Source organism: Amycolatopsis keratiniphila subsp. keratiniphila, from assembly GCF_001620365.2.
GTDB lineage: Bacteria > Actinomycetota > Actinomycetes > Mycobacteriales > Pseudonocardiaceae > Amycolatopsis > Amycolatopsis keratiniphila.
This window is the reverse complement of sequence record NZ_LQMT02000009.1, coordinates 20,402-35,394: the sequence shown is the minus strand read 5'-3', so window position 1 is coordinate 35,394 and position 14,993 is coordinate 20,402. Positions and strand designations below refer to the sequence as shown.

Annotated in this window: 13 protein-coding genes; 6 read left to right on the top strand and 7 right to left on the bottom strand. The window is 69.2% G+C overall.

Annotation, left to right across the window (positions count from 1 at the left end; translation table 11 throughout):
- Window positions 1-11 precede the first annotated feature (11 nt).
- Both AVR91_RS08025 and AVR91_RS08015 read left to right on the top strand, forming a co-directional pair.
- Window positions 12-2,381, top strand: coding sequence for an ATP-binding protein (locus AVR91_RS08025; RefSeq protein WP_063272640.1), 2,370 nt, complete (start codon window positions 12-14; stop codon window positions 2,379-2,381).
- Window positions 2,382-3,072: 691 nt separating this feature from the next.
- Complete coding sequence (locus tag AVR91_RS08015; RefSeq protein WP_063272639.1) at window positions 3,073-3,483, top strand: IS5/IS1182 family transposase; 411 nt, start codon at window positions 3,073-3,075, stop codon at window positions 3,481-3,483.
- Window positions 3,484-3,566: 83 nt separating this feature from the next.
- On the opposite strand, the gene AVR91_RS08010 is transcribed toward AVR91_RS08015, so the two are convergent.
- The 4 genes from AVR91_RS08010 to AVR91_RS07995 form a co-directional block, all read right to left on the bottom strand.
- Entirely contained in the window at window positions 3,567-4,820 is a 1,254-nt protein-coding gene (locus AVR91_RS08010) for an HNH endonuclease signature motif containing protein (RefSeq protein ID WP_076857289.1), read from the bottom strand.
- 164 nt (window positions 4,821-4,984) lie between these two features.
- Entirely contained in the window at window positions 4,985-5,401 is a 417-nt protein-coding gene (locus AVR91_RS08005) for a Dabb family protein (RefSeq protein WP_063272638.1), read from the bottom strand.
- A complete protein-coding gene (locus AVR91_RS08000) occupies window positions 5,398-6,249 on the bottom strand; it encodes an SDR family oxidoreductase (protein ID WP_063272637.1) in 852 nt (283 codons plus the stop codon). Before AVR91_RS08000 ends, AVR91_RS08005 begins: the two co-directional genes overlap by 4 nt.
- Window positions 6,250-6,275: 26 nt before the next feature.
- Entirely contained in the window at window positions 6,276-7,640 is a 1,365-nt protein-coding gene (locus AVR91_RS07995) for an MFS transporter (protein WP_063823116.1), read from the bottom strand.
- Between the two features lie 76 nt (window positions 7,641-7,716).
- On the opposite strand from AVR91_RS07995, the gene AVR91_RS07990 reads away from it, so the two are divergent.
- Window positions 7,717-10,407: an AAA family ATPase gene (locus tag AVR91_RS07990; RefSeq protein ID WP_063272636.1), complete on the top strand. Its 2,691-nt coding sequence runs from the start codon at window positions 7,717-7,719 to the stop codon at window positions 10,405-10,407.
- On the opposite strand, the gene AVR91_RS43120 is transcribed toward AVR91_RS07990, so the two are convergent.
- Both AVR91_RS43120 and AVR91_RS07985 read right to left on the bottom strand, forming a co-directional pair.
- The gene (locus AVR91_RS43120; protein WP_158077390.1) at window positions 10,397-10,543 is read right to left on the bottom strand and encodes a hypothetical protein; all 147 of its coding nucleotides are present in this window, start codon (window positions 10,541-10,543) and stop codon (window positions 10,397-10,399) included. The two genes, AVR91_RS07990 and AVR91_RS43120, sit on opposite strands and share 11 nt — an antisense overlap.
- A gap of 383 nt (window positions 10,544-10,926) precedes the next feature.
- The gene (locus tag AVR91_RS07985) at window positions 10,927-11,805 is read right to left on the bottom strand and encodes an FG-GAP-like repeat-containing protein (RefSeq protein WP_063273812.1); all 879 of its coding nucleotides are present in this window, start codon (window positions 11,803-11,805) and stop codon (window positions 10,927-10,929) included.
- On the opposite strand from AVR91_RS07985, the gene AVR91_RS07980 reads away from it, so the two are divergent.
- From AVR91_RS07980 to AVR91_RS07970, 3 genes are all read left to right on the top strand, one after another.
- Complete coding sequence (locus AVR91_RS07980; protein WP_323807888.1) at window positions 11,792-12,586, top strand: helix-turn-helix domain-containing protein; 795 nt, start codon at window positions 11,792-11,794, stop codon at window positions 12,584-12,586. The genes AVR91_RS07985 and AVR91_RS07980 overlap by 14 nt on opposite strands.
- A gap of 96 nt (window positions 12,587-12,682) precedes the next feature.
- A complete protein-coding gene (locus tag AVR91_RS07975; protein WP_063273810.1) occupies window positions 12,683-13,498 on the top strand; it encodes a serine hydrolase in 816 nt (271 codons plus the stop codon).
- Window positions 13,499-13,746: 248 nt separating this feature from the next.
- Window positions 13,747-14,115 carry a VOC family protein gene (locus tag AVR91_RS07970; protein ID WP_063274597.1) on the top strand — a complete coding sequence of 123 codons (369 nt, stop codon included), beginning with the start codon at window positions 13,747-13,749 and terminating at the stop codon, window positions 14,113-14,115.
- On the opposite strand, the gene AVR91_RS07965 is transcribed toward AVR91_RS07970, so the two are convergent.
- Window positions 14,112-14,993: an alpha/beta fold hydrolase gene (locus AVR91_RS07965; protein ID WP_063274598.1), complete on the bottom strand. Its 882-nt coding sequence runs from the start codon at window positions 14,991-14,993 to the stop codon at window positions 14,112-14,114. The genes AVR91_RS07970 and AVR91_RS07965 overlap by 4 nt on opposite strands.

The window sequence follows — 14,993 nt, the reverse complement described above, 5'->3', positions numbered from 1 at the left end:
ATAATCCGATCATGACGAACGCCGCCCCGGACCGGGCAGCCACGAGTTTCCGCGTGCTGCTGAAGGGCTACCGCGTCCGCGCCGACCTCACGCAGGAGGAGCTCGCCGAGGGGTCCGGGGTGAGCGTCCGCGCCATCAGCGACATGGAGCGGGGGATCGCCAAAAGCCCGCAACGCCGGACGATCGAAGCGCTCGCCGCGCCGCTGTCCTTGACCGACGAGGAGCTGACCGGCCTGCAGAAGGCCGCGAGGCAGGGCCGCGCCCCCTCGCCCGGGATCCACAAGACGTATCTGATCGGCGTCCTCCCGGCGGACGTCGACGATCTCACCGGACGCGAGAGCGATCTCGACGCGTTGCGCGCCCTTTCCGCGGATCTGGGCGACGGCAGGCGCCGGTCGGGACGGGTCGCGATCCTGAGCGGACCACCCGGGACCGGCAAGACCACCCTCGCGGTCCGCGTGGCGCACAACCTCGCCGGAGAGTTCCCCGACGGGACGCTTTTCCTCAAGCTGCGCGGTATGTCCGCCGACCCGGCGAACCCGGCGGACCTGCTGCACCTGATCCTGCGCTCGCTGGGCGTCGAGGCCGTCCGCATCCCCGCCGATCCGGAAGACCGGGCGGGCCTGTGCCGGTCGCTCCTGCGGGATCGGGCGGCCCTGATCGTCCTGGACGACGCGGCCGACGAAGCCCAGGTCCGCCCGCTGCTGGTCGGCGGATCGCGCTGCCTCACCCTGGTCACCAGCCGTCAGATGCTGGTGGGGCTGGAATGCGCGAGCAGGCTCCCGCTCGACGTGTTCGGCGAACACGACGCGGTCGCCCTGCTGTCGGCCATCATCGGGGCGGGCCGGGTCGCGCGCGAACGGCAGGCGGCACTCGAACTGGTCGAACTGTGCGGAAGGCTGCCGCTGGCGCTGCGGATCGCGGGCAACCGGCTGGCGAGCCGTCCGACGTGGCCGCTGTCGCGTCTGGTGGACCAGCTCCGCGACCGTGGCAGGCGGCTGACCACACTGACCGCCGGGGATCTGTGCGTGCGCAGCGTTTTCGAACTGTCGTATCGCCAGCTCAGCCCGAACGCCGCCGTGGTGTTCCGGCGGCTGTCGCTCGTCCCGGCGGCGGACTTCTCGGTGGGCGCCGCGATGGCACTCGTCGAAGCCTCCGACGAGGACGACGCCGCCGTCTTCCTGGAGGAACTGGCCGACGCGAGCCTGCTGCAGACGTCACAGGAGAACGGGCGGTACCAGTTCCACGACCTCCTGCGGGTCTTCGCGACCGAACGGCTCGCGCTGGAGGAATCCCCCGAAGTCGTCGCCGCGGCGGAGAAGCGGCTGGCCGGCTGGCTGGTGCGCACCGCGACGGCGGCGGGCCGCTACTTCCACCCGAGCGACGGGGTGAGCCCGCTCCCGGTCGCCACGCCGTCGTTCGGCGACCACACCGGCGCGGGCAGATGGCTCGAAGTCGAGCTGAAGAACTGGCTCGCCGCGGTCAAGAGCGTCGCCGCGCGCGGCGAACACCAGCCGGTCCTCGACCTGGCCGAGTCGATGCACTGGTATTCGGAGATCGGCGGGACCGCGAGCGTCTGGTACGACGTGTTCGGACTCGCCGTGGACTCGGCCATCGCGCTCGGCAGCAAACGGGACGAGGCGGTGCACCGGAACTATCTGTCCTGGGTGCAGGCTTCGCTGCGCGACCGGGCGGAAGAGTCGATCCGGATGGCCCGGCTGGCGTGGGACGCCGCGGTGGAGGCGGGCGACCCGCGCGAACAGGGCTGGGCACGGGTCTACCTGACGAGCGCCCATGCCCGCGACACCGGCAGCACGACGTCGCCGGAGCTTTTCGACGAAGCCGTGCGACTGTTCGAAGAGGCCGGCTACCCGCTCGGAGTCCATGTGGCACGGACGATGCGGGCCTCTTACTGGTACAGGAAAGGCCAATTCGCCGACGCCGCCGAGGAGTTCGACGGCTGTGTCCGCTATTTCGCGCAGGAGCACGGCGGCACGCGGACCCCGGTGGACGACACGAACTACGCGTACGTGCTGCTGCGTTCGGCACAGAACCTGGCCGCGCTCGACGCGCCCGATCGGGCGCTCACCCAGTGCGAAACGGCGCTCGGCCTGTTCCGGCGCCACGGAGCGACCATGGGTCAGGCCCGCGCGCTGCAGGAGACCGGGCGGCTCCTGCGCCGCCAGGGCGACCACGCGAACGCGCACCGCCGCTTGTCCGAGGCCGAGGAACTCTACGAGCGCATCGGGCTGACCCAGGCTCAGATCGACACGCTCGGCGAACGAGCGGCGCTGGCCGACGAGATGGGCGATCCGGGGTCGGCCCGCGCGGACCGCGAACGCGCTCGTGGTCTCGGTGATCGGCTCGGCGAACTCCCGTGAACCGTGTGGCACGCCGAGGCCGGATGGGGATCGGGGGGCAGCGGCCGATCGGCCGGTATCCCGCCGGCCTCGGCGTGCGTGACGTCGGGGACGACGTCGGTCCGGAGACCGATGGGCGTGTCCGGGACCCTCGGTTCCGTGTCGCCGCTGAGCGACTGGCACCAACGTAGGCCGATGCGCGGGGCGGGGCCAGGCAGGTTTCCCGGCAGAACCGGGCGGGGATTTCTGCTGGTTGCGGGGTTATGCGGACTGGGGCACCCACATGGTCGTGCGTGACCGGTCCGGTCACGGGGGGTCGTCGGTCAGGGATGGCTTCGGGGTGTGAGGGACTGTGTGGGTTTTGGGACGTCAGATGTCCCAAAACCCACACGGTCACCTAGGAGCTGTCCTGTAGGTGATCTAGCTGCGGTTCGGTTGGATTGCGGATGTGGTTGGTCGCGGTGAGTTGACGGACAGGGCATGGGTGGTGATCGACCGGGTGATCGTCAAGAAGACGCCGTCGGCGGCCTCGAGTGGATCATTTCGGTGGACTCGAGTGTGGTCCGGGCGCATCAGCATGCCGCCGGCGCCCGGAAAAAGGGGGATGCAGCGCCGGAATCGACGCCCTCGCTGGTGATGGGGAAGGGCTCGGGCGGTCCCGCGGCGGGCTGAGCACCAAGATCCACTTGGCCGTCGACGGCCGGGCCTGCCGATGCGGTTCCTGCTCACCCCGGGCCGAGCCGGGGACAATCCGCAGCTGGTTCCGCTGCTGGACGACATCAGTGTCTCCCGCAGGGGGCCGGGGCGTCCGCGGTGCCGGCCGGAGACGGTGATCGCTGATAAGGCGTATTCGCATCCCTCGACCTGCCAGGCGATGCGGGACCGGCGGATCACGTTTGTCAGCCCGGAACGCGATGACCAGATCGCCCGCCGCGTCGCCAAAGGCTCTCGCGGCGAGCGACAACCAGCCTTCGACGCCGAGGTCTACAAGCAGCGCAACGTGGTCGAACGGTGCTTCAACCGGCTCAAACAGTTCCGCGACCTGGCCACCCGCTACGCCAAACGCGCCGCCCACTACCAGGCCGAACTCACCATCGCCGCCATCATCCACTGGCTCCGTTGACTTACAGGACAGCTCCTAGCCCGTGCCCGGTCTCGGGCATGGCGAGGGGCCCGTCGCCGGGTGGCTAACGGGCTCCTCGGGGCCTAGACGTGATGCAGGGTGTTACGTCGGGGTTTTCGGAGCGGGTCCCGGTATTGGGGTGGGATGAACTCCGGTAATCCGTCGGCTGCCATCCGTACTTTCCAGTCACCGTGGTGGATCAGCCGGTGATGAAAACCGCAGAGCAGCACGAGATTCCGGAGATCGGTGGGACCTCCGTCTGCCCAGTGCTCGATATGATGAGCGTGGCAATTCTTGGGTTTCCGGTGGCAGCCAGAGAACGCGCAGCCGCCGTCGCGGATGTTCAACGCCCGTCTTTGGCCCGGGGTGACGAACCGTCTCAGGCGCCCCATATCCAGCGGTTCACCCGAGCCGCTCATCACCACCGGCAGCATCAAGCAATCACAGGCCGCGAGCCGCGCTTCCCGAGCAGTCATCGTCCCCACGAAGTCCAGGCACGCGGTCCCGAGACCCGATCTGAGTTCCTCAAGCCCGACGGTCACATTCACCAAGGTCCGGTAGCCACTGGTTCCCGGCTGATCCGGACACGCGATCGCCAGATCGAGGAGCTCGGCCCAGGCATCGCCCATGCGCTCGCACTTCATCCGCAGATCCGCCTGCCCGAACTCGTCCACCGGCCGCGGCTGCGCATGCGCCTCCAAAGCGGCCGCGGTCCGGGCCCCAGTCTCATCGTCGAGCAGACCGGTCAGCTTCCAGAACCCGTCTTTCCGGCGCTCCAGCGTGATCTCCCGGCGTGGTTCCTTGGGCTCGGGATCCTTCGGTTCCTTGCCGTCCGGGTCCAGCCAGCCCAGCAGTTTCGTCTCGGCCTCGGCGAGCTGGCGGGGACCGGCGTGCGGGGCAAGCTCGCCGAGGATCTTCTCCGCACTGGCCCGATCCTCGGCAGAGGTGTCGGCAGGGAGCCGTTTCAAGATCTCCAGAATCTGATCGATCCGCTCATCCCCGACCAACCCCTGAGCGGCAACCGCGGCAGTGCAGGGAGCGACAGGCGGAATCTCCGTGCCATCCAGAGCGAGGGTGGGGTTCAGGGCAAGGGCCCGCTTCACCACCGCCCCGGCTTCGCCCCGCGACAACCCCGCGAGCTCCGCGAACCAGCTCGCCGTAGTGCCATGCCCATACAAGTCCTTGGCGCCCCGATTCTCGATCTCCGCCAGAAACTGCCCCAACCCGGCAGCGGCCATGCGAATCACCTGCAAGAACTGCTGCACACCATGCGCAAGCTCCAGCTTGCCGGCACGCCACAGCTCCTGCGGCAACTCGGGGAGAAAGATCTCGGACACGACTCCATAATACACCAAGAAATCGAACACGTGTTCGTAATTTTACGTAACAGGCAAAACCGCGCGAACAACACCGAAGGGTGAATCAGCCCTGAATCCCATTCACCCTCGGCGAAACTCGGCGGACCGACAAGGCCGACAGCACCAGACCGACAAAACAACCATCAACTCCCATGCCGCCCAGGAGCCGCACTACCGCTGTACTCCCCAAGCCCCGCGACCAACTCCGCCACATCCGGCACGTTTTCGAACCGCCTCCGATGCACATCGGCGATCTTCGCGCCGATGTGCGGATCCGGGTCGTCGGTGACGTCGTACGACACGAACCGGTCGATCAACGGCAACCCGGCCCGGTCCATCGCGAGATGCGCCGGGTGATTCATGTACTGCTCATACCCCTCGATGTCTTCGAGGACGGTGACGGCGCCGTAGTCGAATTCACCACCGAAATCAGGGCCGACGACGCGCGCTTTGATCGCGGGAATCGCGTTGATGTGTTCGCCCATCTGCGCGAGCCCCGCCGCTTTCTCTTCTTCGGAGACTCCGGGCTTGAGCGTGAACCGGATGCAGTGGTAGATCATCGGGCTGTCTCGAAGGCGGCGGCGTGGTCGCGGGCGAAGTCGGTGACGTCTCGCGCGGGGTGTCCGGTCAGGTCGGCGACGGACGTGTGCACTTCGGCGGCTTCGCCTCGGGCGTAGTGGGCGTAGTCCTCGATGAGACCGTCGACCTGCCACGGCGGGAGCACACCGCTCAGCGCGGCGGCGAACTGATCGGCCGACGTGTCGTGGAAGACGATGCTCCGTCCCATGACCGTCGACAGTGCGTCGGCGATCTCGGTGTGGGTCACGGCGCGGGGGCCGGTCAGCGTGTAGGTCCGGCCGGTGTGTCCCGTCTCGGTCAGCACGACCGCGGCGGCGTCCGCGATGTCCCTCGTGTCGATCGCGCTGACGGCGGCGTCGCCGATGGGCGCGGCGATGAAGCCTTGCGCGATGGTGCGCGAGAAGCCGAGCAGTGCTTGCAGGTACAGATTGGGACGCAACACGGTGTGATCGATCCCGAGTTCCCGGACGTATTCCTCGACTTCCGCGTGCCAGCGCAGGAATCGCACCGGCGAGTCCGCGTTCGCCGCGTACTGCGAGAGCACCACGAGCCGCTTCACGCCGGCGTCCCGGGCCAGGTCGGCGAACCGGATCTGGTGTGCGGCGGCGTCGGCCGCGGAGGGGCTGTTGAGGAAGGCCGCGTCGACGCCTTTCAATGCCGCCGCAACGGATTCCGGGTCTCGCAGGTCGGCGACGACGGTTTCGGCGCCGGGAACGGAACGTCCGGGGTTCCGGGTCATGGCGCGGACGGCGACTCCGCGAGCAAGCAGGGCGGGGATCAATGCGGATCCGACGGTTCCGGTCGCGCCGGTCACCAACACGGTGTCCATTGTGGATTTTCCTTTCCTGGTGGAGGTCAACGTTTCGCTGAAACGAGTGATACCGCGAGGGCGATGGCGACGAAGGCGGCTTCGCCGAGGAATGCGGTCGTGAACGAGATGTCGCCGTGTGTTCCGGCGGCGCCGATGGCGATTCCGGCGAGCGCGGCGAGACCGACCGCGCCGCCCAGTTGCTGGGCGGCGTTGACCAGTCCGCTGAGCAGGCCCGCTTCGCCGTCCGCGCTGTCGCGGACCGCCATCGCGGTGGCGTTGACGGCGCCCAGCCCGAGCCCGGTGCCGATCAGCAGGAACGCGCCCAGCAAACTCGCCGAGAAGCCGCTGGTCGTCGGATCCCAGGCCAGCCACAGGAAACCGGCGAGCAGGACGGTCAGGGCGGTCGGCAGCGCGCGGCCGGGCCCGACGCGTTTCGCCAGCATCGGCGCGAGGACACTGCCGACGATGATCATGACGGCGAGCGGGAGCTGGGTCATCCCGGTCGCCAGCGGGCTCATCCCGAGCACGTCCTGCTGGTACTGGGGCAGGAAGAAGAACAGGCTCGTCAGGGTGCCACCGATCAGCACCATCACCAGGTTCGCGGTGACCACCGGTTTCCGGCGGAACACCCCGAGCGGGACCAGGGGCCGCGCGGAACGCCGCTCGACGACCACGAACGCCGCCAGCGAAACGAGGCCCGCGGCGAGTCCGATGATCGTGCCGGGCGCGGTCCAGCCCGCGTCGGAGGCGGAGACCATGCCCAGCGCGAGCCCGGAGATCCCGACGGTGATCGTGACGGCGCCCAGCGCGTCGAACCTGCCCGGTCTCCCGGGCACTGCCGCCACCGCCCGCCACACGACGAGCGCGCCGACGACGCCGAACGGCACCGGGGTCACGAACACCGCCTGCCAGCCGAGCAGTTCGGTCAGTGTTCCGCCGAGGAAGACACCGGCGAGGCTGCCCGCCCCCGCGACCGCGCCCCAGATCCCCATCGCCCTGGTGCGTTCCGCGGGCGACGGGTAGAGGCCGAGCACGAGCGAAAGCGCTGCGGGCATCAGGACCGCGGCCCCGATCCCCTGCCCGATCCGCCCGGCGATCAGCATCCCGCCGCCGGTGGCCAGTGCGCAGAAGGCCGTCGCCGCGAGATAGGCCGCCATTCCGGCCATGAACACCTTCCTGGCCCCGAGCACGTCGGCGAGGCGGCCGCCGAGCAGCAGCAGACCGGCGAAGGTCACCAGATAGCTGTCCACGACCACGGTGAGCTCGGCGGCGGTGAGCCCCAGGCCCTGCCGGATCCTGGATCCGGCCAGGTTGACCATCGCGGCATCGAGGATGACCAGGAACATGGCGCTCGCCAGGCCTGCCATCGCGACCCCGCGCGAGATCCTTCTCGTCTCTCGTACTGTCATGCCGCAACGATCGCGCGGGCCCGCCTTCGCTCGCGTCGGCGACAATCACCTAGTTCGTCTCGCTAGGGTTCGGACCATGCCCACGACGTCCTCCCGCCCGCTCGTCGGCAGGCGCGACGAGATCGATCGCCTCCTCGCCCTGGTCCGCGCGGCGGGCCGGGGCGAGGGCGGGGTGCTCGTCCTCCGCGGTGAGCCGGGGATCGGCAAGAGCACGCTGCTGGACCACGTCGGGGAGGCGGCCGCGGGGGAATTCCAGCTCATCCGCGCCTCCGGGTCCGAGTTCGAGGGCGAACTGCCGTTCGCGGCGCTGCATCAGCTGTGCGTTCCGGCGCTGGCGCATCTCGACACGCTGTCGGCTCCGTACCGCGAGTCCCTGCTCGTCGCCTTCGGGCTGGCCGACGGCTCGCCGGATCCGTTCCGGGTCGGGCTCGCCGCGCTCGAACTGCTGTCGACCGCCGCCGGGACGCGTCCGCTGCTGTGCCTGGTCGACGACGCGCATTGGCTCGACACCGCGTCGGCGAGGGCGTTGACGTTCCTGGCGAGGCGGATCGCGGCCGAGCCGATCGCGATGGTGTTCGCCGCCCGCGACCGGGATCCGGTCCGTGGGCTGGACGAACTACCCGGGTTCACGGTCGGCGGCCTGAGCGACGCGCACGCGCGTGCCGTGCTGGCCGGTGAGAAGACCGTGACGCTGGACGAGCGGGTGCGTGACCGCCTGCTCGCCGAGGCACGCGGCAACCCGCTCGCCCTGATCGAACTGCCGAAGGCGGGTGGTTTCGCGCTGCCGGAGCCGTCGCCGGTCGCGAGCCGGATCGAGCGCAGTTTCCTGGCCAGGATGGCGGAACTGCCCGTGGACGCGCGACGGCTGCTGATCCTCGCGAGCGCCGATCCCACCGGCGACCCAGCCCTGCTGTGGGCGGCCGCGCGGCGGCTGGACATCGCGGTGCCCGCCGCGAGCGCCGCCGCCGAGGCGTCCGGGCTGATCCGGTTCGACACGCGGGCGCGCTTCTGCCATCCGCTGGCGCGGTCCGCCGCGTACCGCGCGGCCGCACCGGAGCAGCGCCATGCCGCGCATCGGGCCCTGGCCGAGGTCACCGACCCGGAAACCGCCGGTGACCGGCGGGCCTGGCACCGTGCCCAGGCCACCACCGGGCCGGACGAAGAGGTCGCGGCGGAGCTGGAGTTGTCGGCGTCGCGGGCGCAGGCGCGCGGTGGCGTGGCGGCCGCCGCCGCGTTCCTCGAACGGGCGGCGGCACTTTCGCTCGACCCCGCGAAACAGGCCGAGCGCACCCTCGCGGCCGCGCGGACGACGCTCGAAGCGGGCGGGACGGACGCGGCGGCGGATCTGCTGGCCAGCGTCGACACGGAGACACTGGATGTGCCGCAGCACGCTTCCGTCGAACTGCTGCGCGGGCGGATCGCCTTCGTCCAAGGCGCGGAGGGAGCCGTGCGGGGGCCGGAGCTCATCTTGCGGGCGGCCCAACGGCTCGCCCCCGTCGATCCGGAACGATCGCGCGAGTTCTTCGTCGCGGCACTGGAAATGGGGCTCGTCGTCGGCAGGGCCGCGGGAGTGCTGGACCGTGTCCTCGACGCGGCCCGCTCGGCGCCTCCGGGACCGCCGGACCTCCTCGACGCGCTCGTGCGGCTGACCACCGAAGGGCATCACGCCGGTGTGCCCGCGCTTCGCCGGGTTCTCACCGGCGACGACGACGGCTGGGCCAGGACGCCGGCCCTGGCCACCGTGCTCGCGGGCGAACTGTGGGACATCGAGCTGCACGCGACGATCGTCGACTGGCTCGTGCGGACCGGGCACGACACCGGATCGCCGATGACCATCCGGCTCGGCCTGTCCCAGGTGGCGCTGCACGCGGTGCTCACCGGGAACTTCGGCCGGGCGATGGCCGCGATCGCGGAGGAGGAGGCGATCGCGGACGCCGTCGGCGACGCGCCGCAGCTCTACCCGCGGGTGCATCTGGCGGCGATGCGCGGCCGCCGCGAGGATGTGCTCGACCTGTTCGCCCAGGCGACGACGCGGGGCAACGGCCAGCTGACCGCGAACGCCCACTGGGCGACGGCCGTGCTGTACAACGGTCTCGCCGATTACCCGGCCGCGCTGGACGCGGCGACCCGTGCCGTGGCGAGCGGCGATCTCTTCCTCACCGGCATCGCGCTGCCCGAACTCGTGGAAGCCGCGGTCCGGTGCGGCGAACCCGCCGTCGCCCGGTCGGCGCTGGATTCCTTGGCCGAACGGACGGAGCCCGCCGGAACCGCCTTCGCCCTCGGAATCGCGGCGGCCGCGCGGGCCTTGGTCAGCGACGCGGACGCCGACCACCTGGAAGCACTGGGGCATCTGGAAAACAGTCCGCTCGCGGTGCATCTGGCGCGGACGCATCTGCGGTACGGCGAGTGGCTGCGCCGCGAGGGACGCCGTCGTGAGGCACGCGAACACCTGCGCACCGCGCACGAGCGGCTGTCGGACATCGGGATGGAGGCCTTCACCCGTCGGGCCGCCGACGAGCTGCGCGCGACCGGGGAGGTCGCGCGCAGCCGCACCGGACGTTCCTATGACCACCTGACCATGCAGGAGACGCATATCGCGCGCCAGGTCGCCGCGGGCGCGACCTCGAAGGAGGTGGCGACGCGCCTGTTCCTCAGCCCCCGCACGGTCGACGCCCACCTGCGCAACATCTTCCGCAAGCTCGGCATCACCTCGCGCAGGCAGCTGAGGGACATGCCCGATCTTCTCGACGCCGGGGTCACTTCTTGACCGGGTAGGCCACCGGCGCCCCGTTTTCGCCCACCCCGATCCCGGCGTACTCGCTCACGAGCGCCGGGACCACGCCGACGTCGTCGGTGGCGGCGTCGTAGCCGGTGAGCACGCCGCCCGCCTCGCAGACGAGCACCGAAGACGACGAGCTTGTCGCCGGCGGACGCGGTCCGGTCGTCTTGACGAACGACCCGCTCCGGTTGTCCGGATCACCCGGTCGCTGTTCGAAAGGGACGGTCCATTTCTGTTGCCTGCGGGTGGTCCCGGATGTCAGGAAAGGGGCGTTCAGGACCTTTTTCGTCCTGAACGCCCCTTTCCTGACACTTGAGTGAGCTCGCGAAGCCGACCCGCCTCCAACGCGGCGCTCCGGCCCCCGGTCGCCACACACATTCACCACGTTCAGGGCAGCCGCACTCCCCAAGTGCCACTTCGAGCAGAAGTGTCACCCTTCGCCGGTCAAGGCGTCACCCGGTCGAGTGGTCCGCCGCCTTTCACGCCCGGAAGGCGGCGGACCGGCGCTCAGACCGGGATGTCGCCCGCGGTCCCCCATTGGGTGGTGAACAGGTTCAGGCCGTACCAGGTGCCGTTCGACGGGCGCCACACCACGAAGTCCGCCCGCGGGTCGCCGCCGAAGTCGCCTCCCATGGGCACGTCGCCCGCCACACCCCATTGCTGGGTGGCGATACCGAGCACGTACCAGACGCCGTTAGCCGGCCGCCAAACGGCGAAATCGGAGCGGCCGTCCGCGTTGAAATCGCCCGCCACCGGAATGTCGCCCGAGACGCCCCATTGCTGGGTCGCGATTCCCCGTACGTACCAGACGCCGTCGCTCGGCCGCCAAACGGTGAAGTCGGCGCGTCCGTCCGCGTTGAAATCCCCCGCGACCGGAACGTCACCGGCCACGCCCCATTGCACGGTGGCGATACCCAGCACGTACCAGGTCCCATTACTCGGCCGCCAGACGACGAAATCGGAGCGGCCGTCACCATTGAAATCGCCGGTCAGCGGAACGTCGCCGGCCACACCCCACTGCTGGGTCACCACCGCGCCGTTGCTGCTCTGGATGATGTACCAAATACCGTTACCCGGCCGCCAAACGGCGAAGTCGGCCCGGTGGTCACCGTCGTAGTCGGCGGCGACCGGAACGTCGCCCGAGACACCCCACTGCTGCGTCACCACGCTGCCGTTGCTGCTGCGGATCACATACCAGACACCGTTACCAGGGCGCCAAACCGCCTTGTCGGCGAACCCGTCGCCGTCGAAGTCCGCGGCGGTCTTCTGCGACGAGGGCGAGGCGGCGATACGGAAATCGCCCTCGTCCGCCGCCGCCCCGGGCGCCACGAGCAGACCGGCGAGCAGACCGGCCAACGCCGTCCCCAGCCGAATGGATCTTCGCATTTTGCTCGAACCTCTTTCCGTTCGGTGGATGCACTCTTCCCAGTTCGCGCTTTTTGACCGAAGATACGCACCGGGACCGTTCCACCCTGACACCGACGGGATGGCCTTGTCAGCAAGGTTTCCGTCCAGTGGACCGCGCGAGGGGATTTCAATGGAGACCAAGAGAAGACCGAGAAGCGTCCTCGAAGGTGCTTTCACCCTATTGGATGCCTTGGTACGGCATCAAGGTGAAGCGGGATTGACCCAGCTGGCGAATTCGTGCTCGATACCGAAAGCGACGGCACATCGATTACTCGAGCAATTGACCGAACTGGAGGTTGTCCAGCGCAGCGAAAGCCGCTATCGCGTCGGCGCGCAGGCTTTCCGGCTCGGCCAATCGTGGCAGCCTTATCCGCGCCTGCTGGAGCTTGCCCGCGGCGAGCTCCGGCGCCTGACCGCGGCCACGCGCGCCAGTTCGGTGCTCGCCGTGCCCTGCGACGGGCACATCCTGATCGCCGCCGCCAGCCTCACCCGGCCGGAGGATCACCGCCTTTTCCGCCCCGGATCGACCGTGCCGCAACGCATCGGCCGCTTCTGCCCGATATGGCAGGCGGAACACGAACTCGTCACCGCCGAAGCGGCCATCACGTTGCCGACCGGCCGGACGGTCGGTTCGATCGCGGCCGTCCTCGCACCGCCGCGGCCACTCGCCGCGCTGTCCGACACCGTCGCCCGCGCCGCCCGCACCCTCGGCGCGGCACTGGTGCGCAAGGCCGACCCCGTGTCGCCGATGTCCCTCTGAGCGCCCGCCCGTGACCGAACGCCTGTTCATGACAACCTCCGCCGCCCGCGAACGTCTTGCACCTCAGGAAGAACCACTGGAAAACCTGGGGAACGCATGAAGAGACTTTCCGCCATCCTGACCGCGATACTGGTGATGCTCGCCTTGACACCCGCCACGCCCGCCGGCGCGACGACCCGCTTCGGCCGGGAGCTCGAAGCCCGCATCGCCCGCGCCCAGGCCTACGCCGACAGCAGGCCCGGTGACACCGGGATCGTCCTGCGGGACCGCTGGACCGGCGCCGTCTACCGGAGCGCGGACGCCGGGACGCTCATCTGGGCCTGCTCCACGCCGAAACTGGCCATGGTGGTCGATCTGTTGCTGCGCAACGACTCCGGCGCCGTCCGGCTGACCGCGGAGGACCGCGACCTGATGCGCCGCATGCTCGACTCCAGCGACGACGCCGCCGCCCACACCCTCTGGACCCGCTACGGCGGGGAGGCCGAGTTCGCGAAACGCTTCCCGTCCTACGGGATGACCGACATGCGCTTCACCGACCAGCACCCGCATCACTGGGGCTGGATCCTGACCACCGCGAACGACCTGGACCGGCTGGTGAACTACGTCCTGACGAAGCTGCCCCGTCATCACCGCGACTACATCGTCCACGAGATGCGCACCGTCGACGTCAACCAGCAGTGGGGCGTCTGGGGTGCCGGCCCCGCCGCTCGCCCAGGCAACAAGAACGGCTGGTCCGACGACAACGACGACGGCTCCTGGATCATGAACTCGGTCGGCTTCGTCGGGCCGCACGAGCGGTACACCCTCGCGCTGATGAACAACACCAAGGTCATCCAGAACGGCTACGAAACCGGCCAGGAGACCACCACCAAGATCAGCGAGATCCTGTTCGAGGGCTATTTCAAGGGCTGACCGCGGCGCGCACGAAACCCTGATCTGATCCTCGGAAATCCGCCAGTGCTCGAGGACCGCGGCGGTGAACTCCTCCAGGTGGCCGTCGGTGATCCGCATGGTGTTCCGGAACAGGAGCATTTCGTCCGCTTCGAGTGTCATGGCCCCAACCTCGACCCGGCTGGAGGTCAACCACCTTGACTCGTGTCAGCATCCTGACATACTCTCGCCTATGTCAGGATGCTGACACGACGAAAAGGAGCACGACCTTGCCCGCCACCGGCCCGGACTTCATCTCACTGCAGGCGCGTGACCTCGACGCTTCGCAGGCGTTCTACGAGCAGTACCTCGGCCTCGTCCGCTCACCGGCCGGACCTCCGCACGCCGTCGTCTTCGAGACGAAGCCGATCGCTTTCGCGCTCCGCGAGGTCATCCCCGGCACCGACCTCGACTCCGTCCCGCAGCCCGGCATCGGTGCCGCGATCTGGCTGCACGCCACGGACGTCCAAGCCATTCACGACGCCCTCGTCGCCGACGGGCGCACCATCGTCTCCGCGCCGATCGACGGGCCCTTCGGCCGGACGTTCACCTTCGCCGACCCCGACGGCTACCGGATCACCCTCCACGACCGTGTTTAAGACGCCGCCCAATCGCGGAACGCGGTGACGAACTCCTCGGGCGCGTCGGATTCCACGTAGGTGCCGGCACCTTCGACGATCACGGTCGTGTGGTCGTCGAAGGTGGCTTCCAGGCGTTCTCGTTCCTGCGGGCGGAAAGCGATGTCCTTGTCTCCCCACACGATCAGCGTCGGGAAGTGGGCGATACCCGGAAGCCCCGCCTCGATCTCGGCGAAGAAGGCTCGGCTGGCGAGGACCCGGTGAGGGAACATGGCGGAGGCCCGGCGTCGCTCAGGGTTGTCCATGGGCCGCCGGTAATGGGTCATTTCGAGTGCCGTCGGCTTGCGTCGCCGATGCCCCAAGGGGACGAACATGTTGACGACGAAGTTCAGCCGCCTGGCCAGAAAACGGCCGGGCGGGCCGCCGAAGATCCGGGAGAAGTACTCGAAGTGGAAGACGCCGTTGACCGGCCAGGCCCAGGTGTTGGCGAGCACCAGGCAAGTGAAGACGTCCGGCCGTCGCTGCACGGTGGCCAGGCCGATCAGGCCGCCCCAATCCTGGCCGACCAGAGTGACGTCCTCGAGGCCGAGCGCGTCGACGAACGCGGTGACCACGTCGGCGTGCTCCTCGGGCCAGTAGCGGTATCCGGGCTTCGGTGTCGACAGACCGAAGCCCGGGTAGTCGAGGGCGACGCACCGGAAATCTTCACGCAGCGCGCGGATCACGTCGCGCCAGAGGAACGACCAGGTCGGGTTGCCGTGCAGGAACAGAAGCGTGGGACCTGATCCCTCGTCGAGGTAATGCACGGTGTTCCCGTCGATGTCGGCGAAACGGCTCTCGAACGGGAACAAGTCGTCGTCGACCCAGGAGGGCCTCACGTTCGCGGTGACATCCGACAT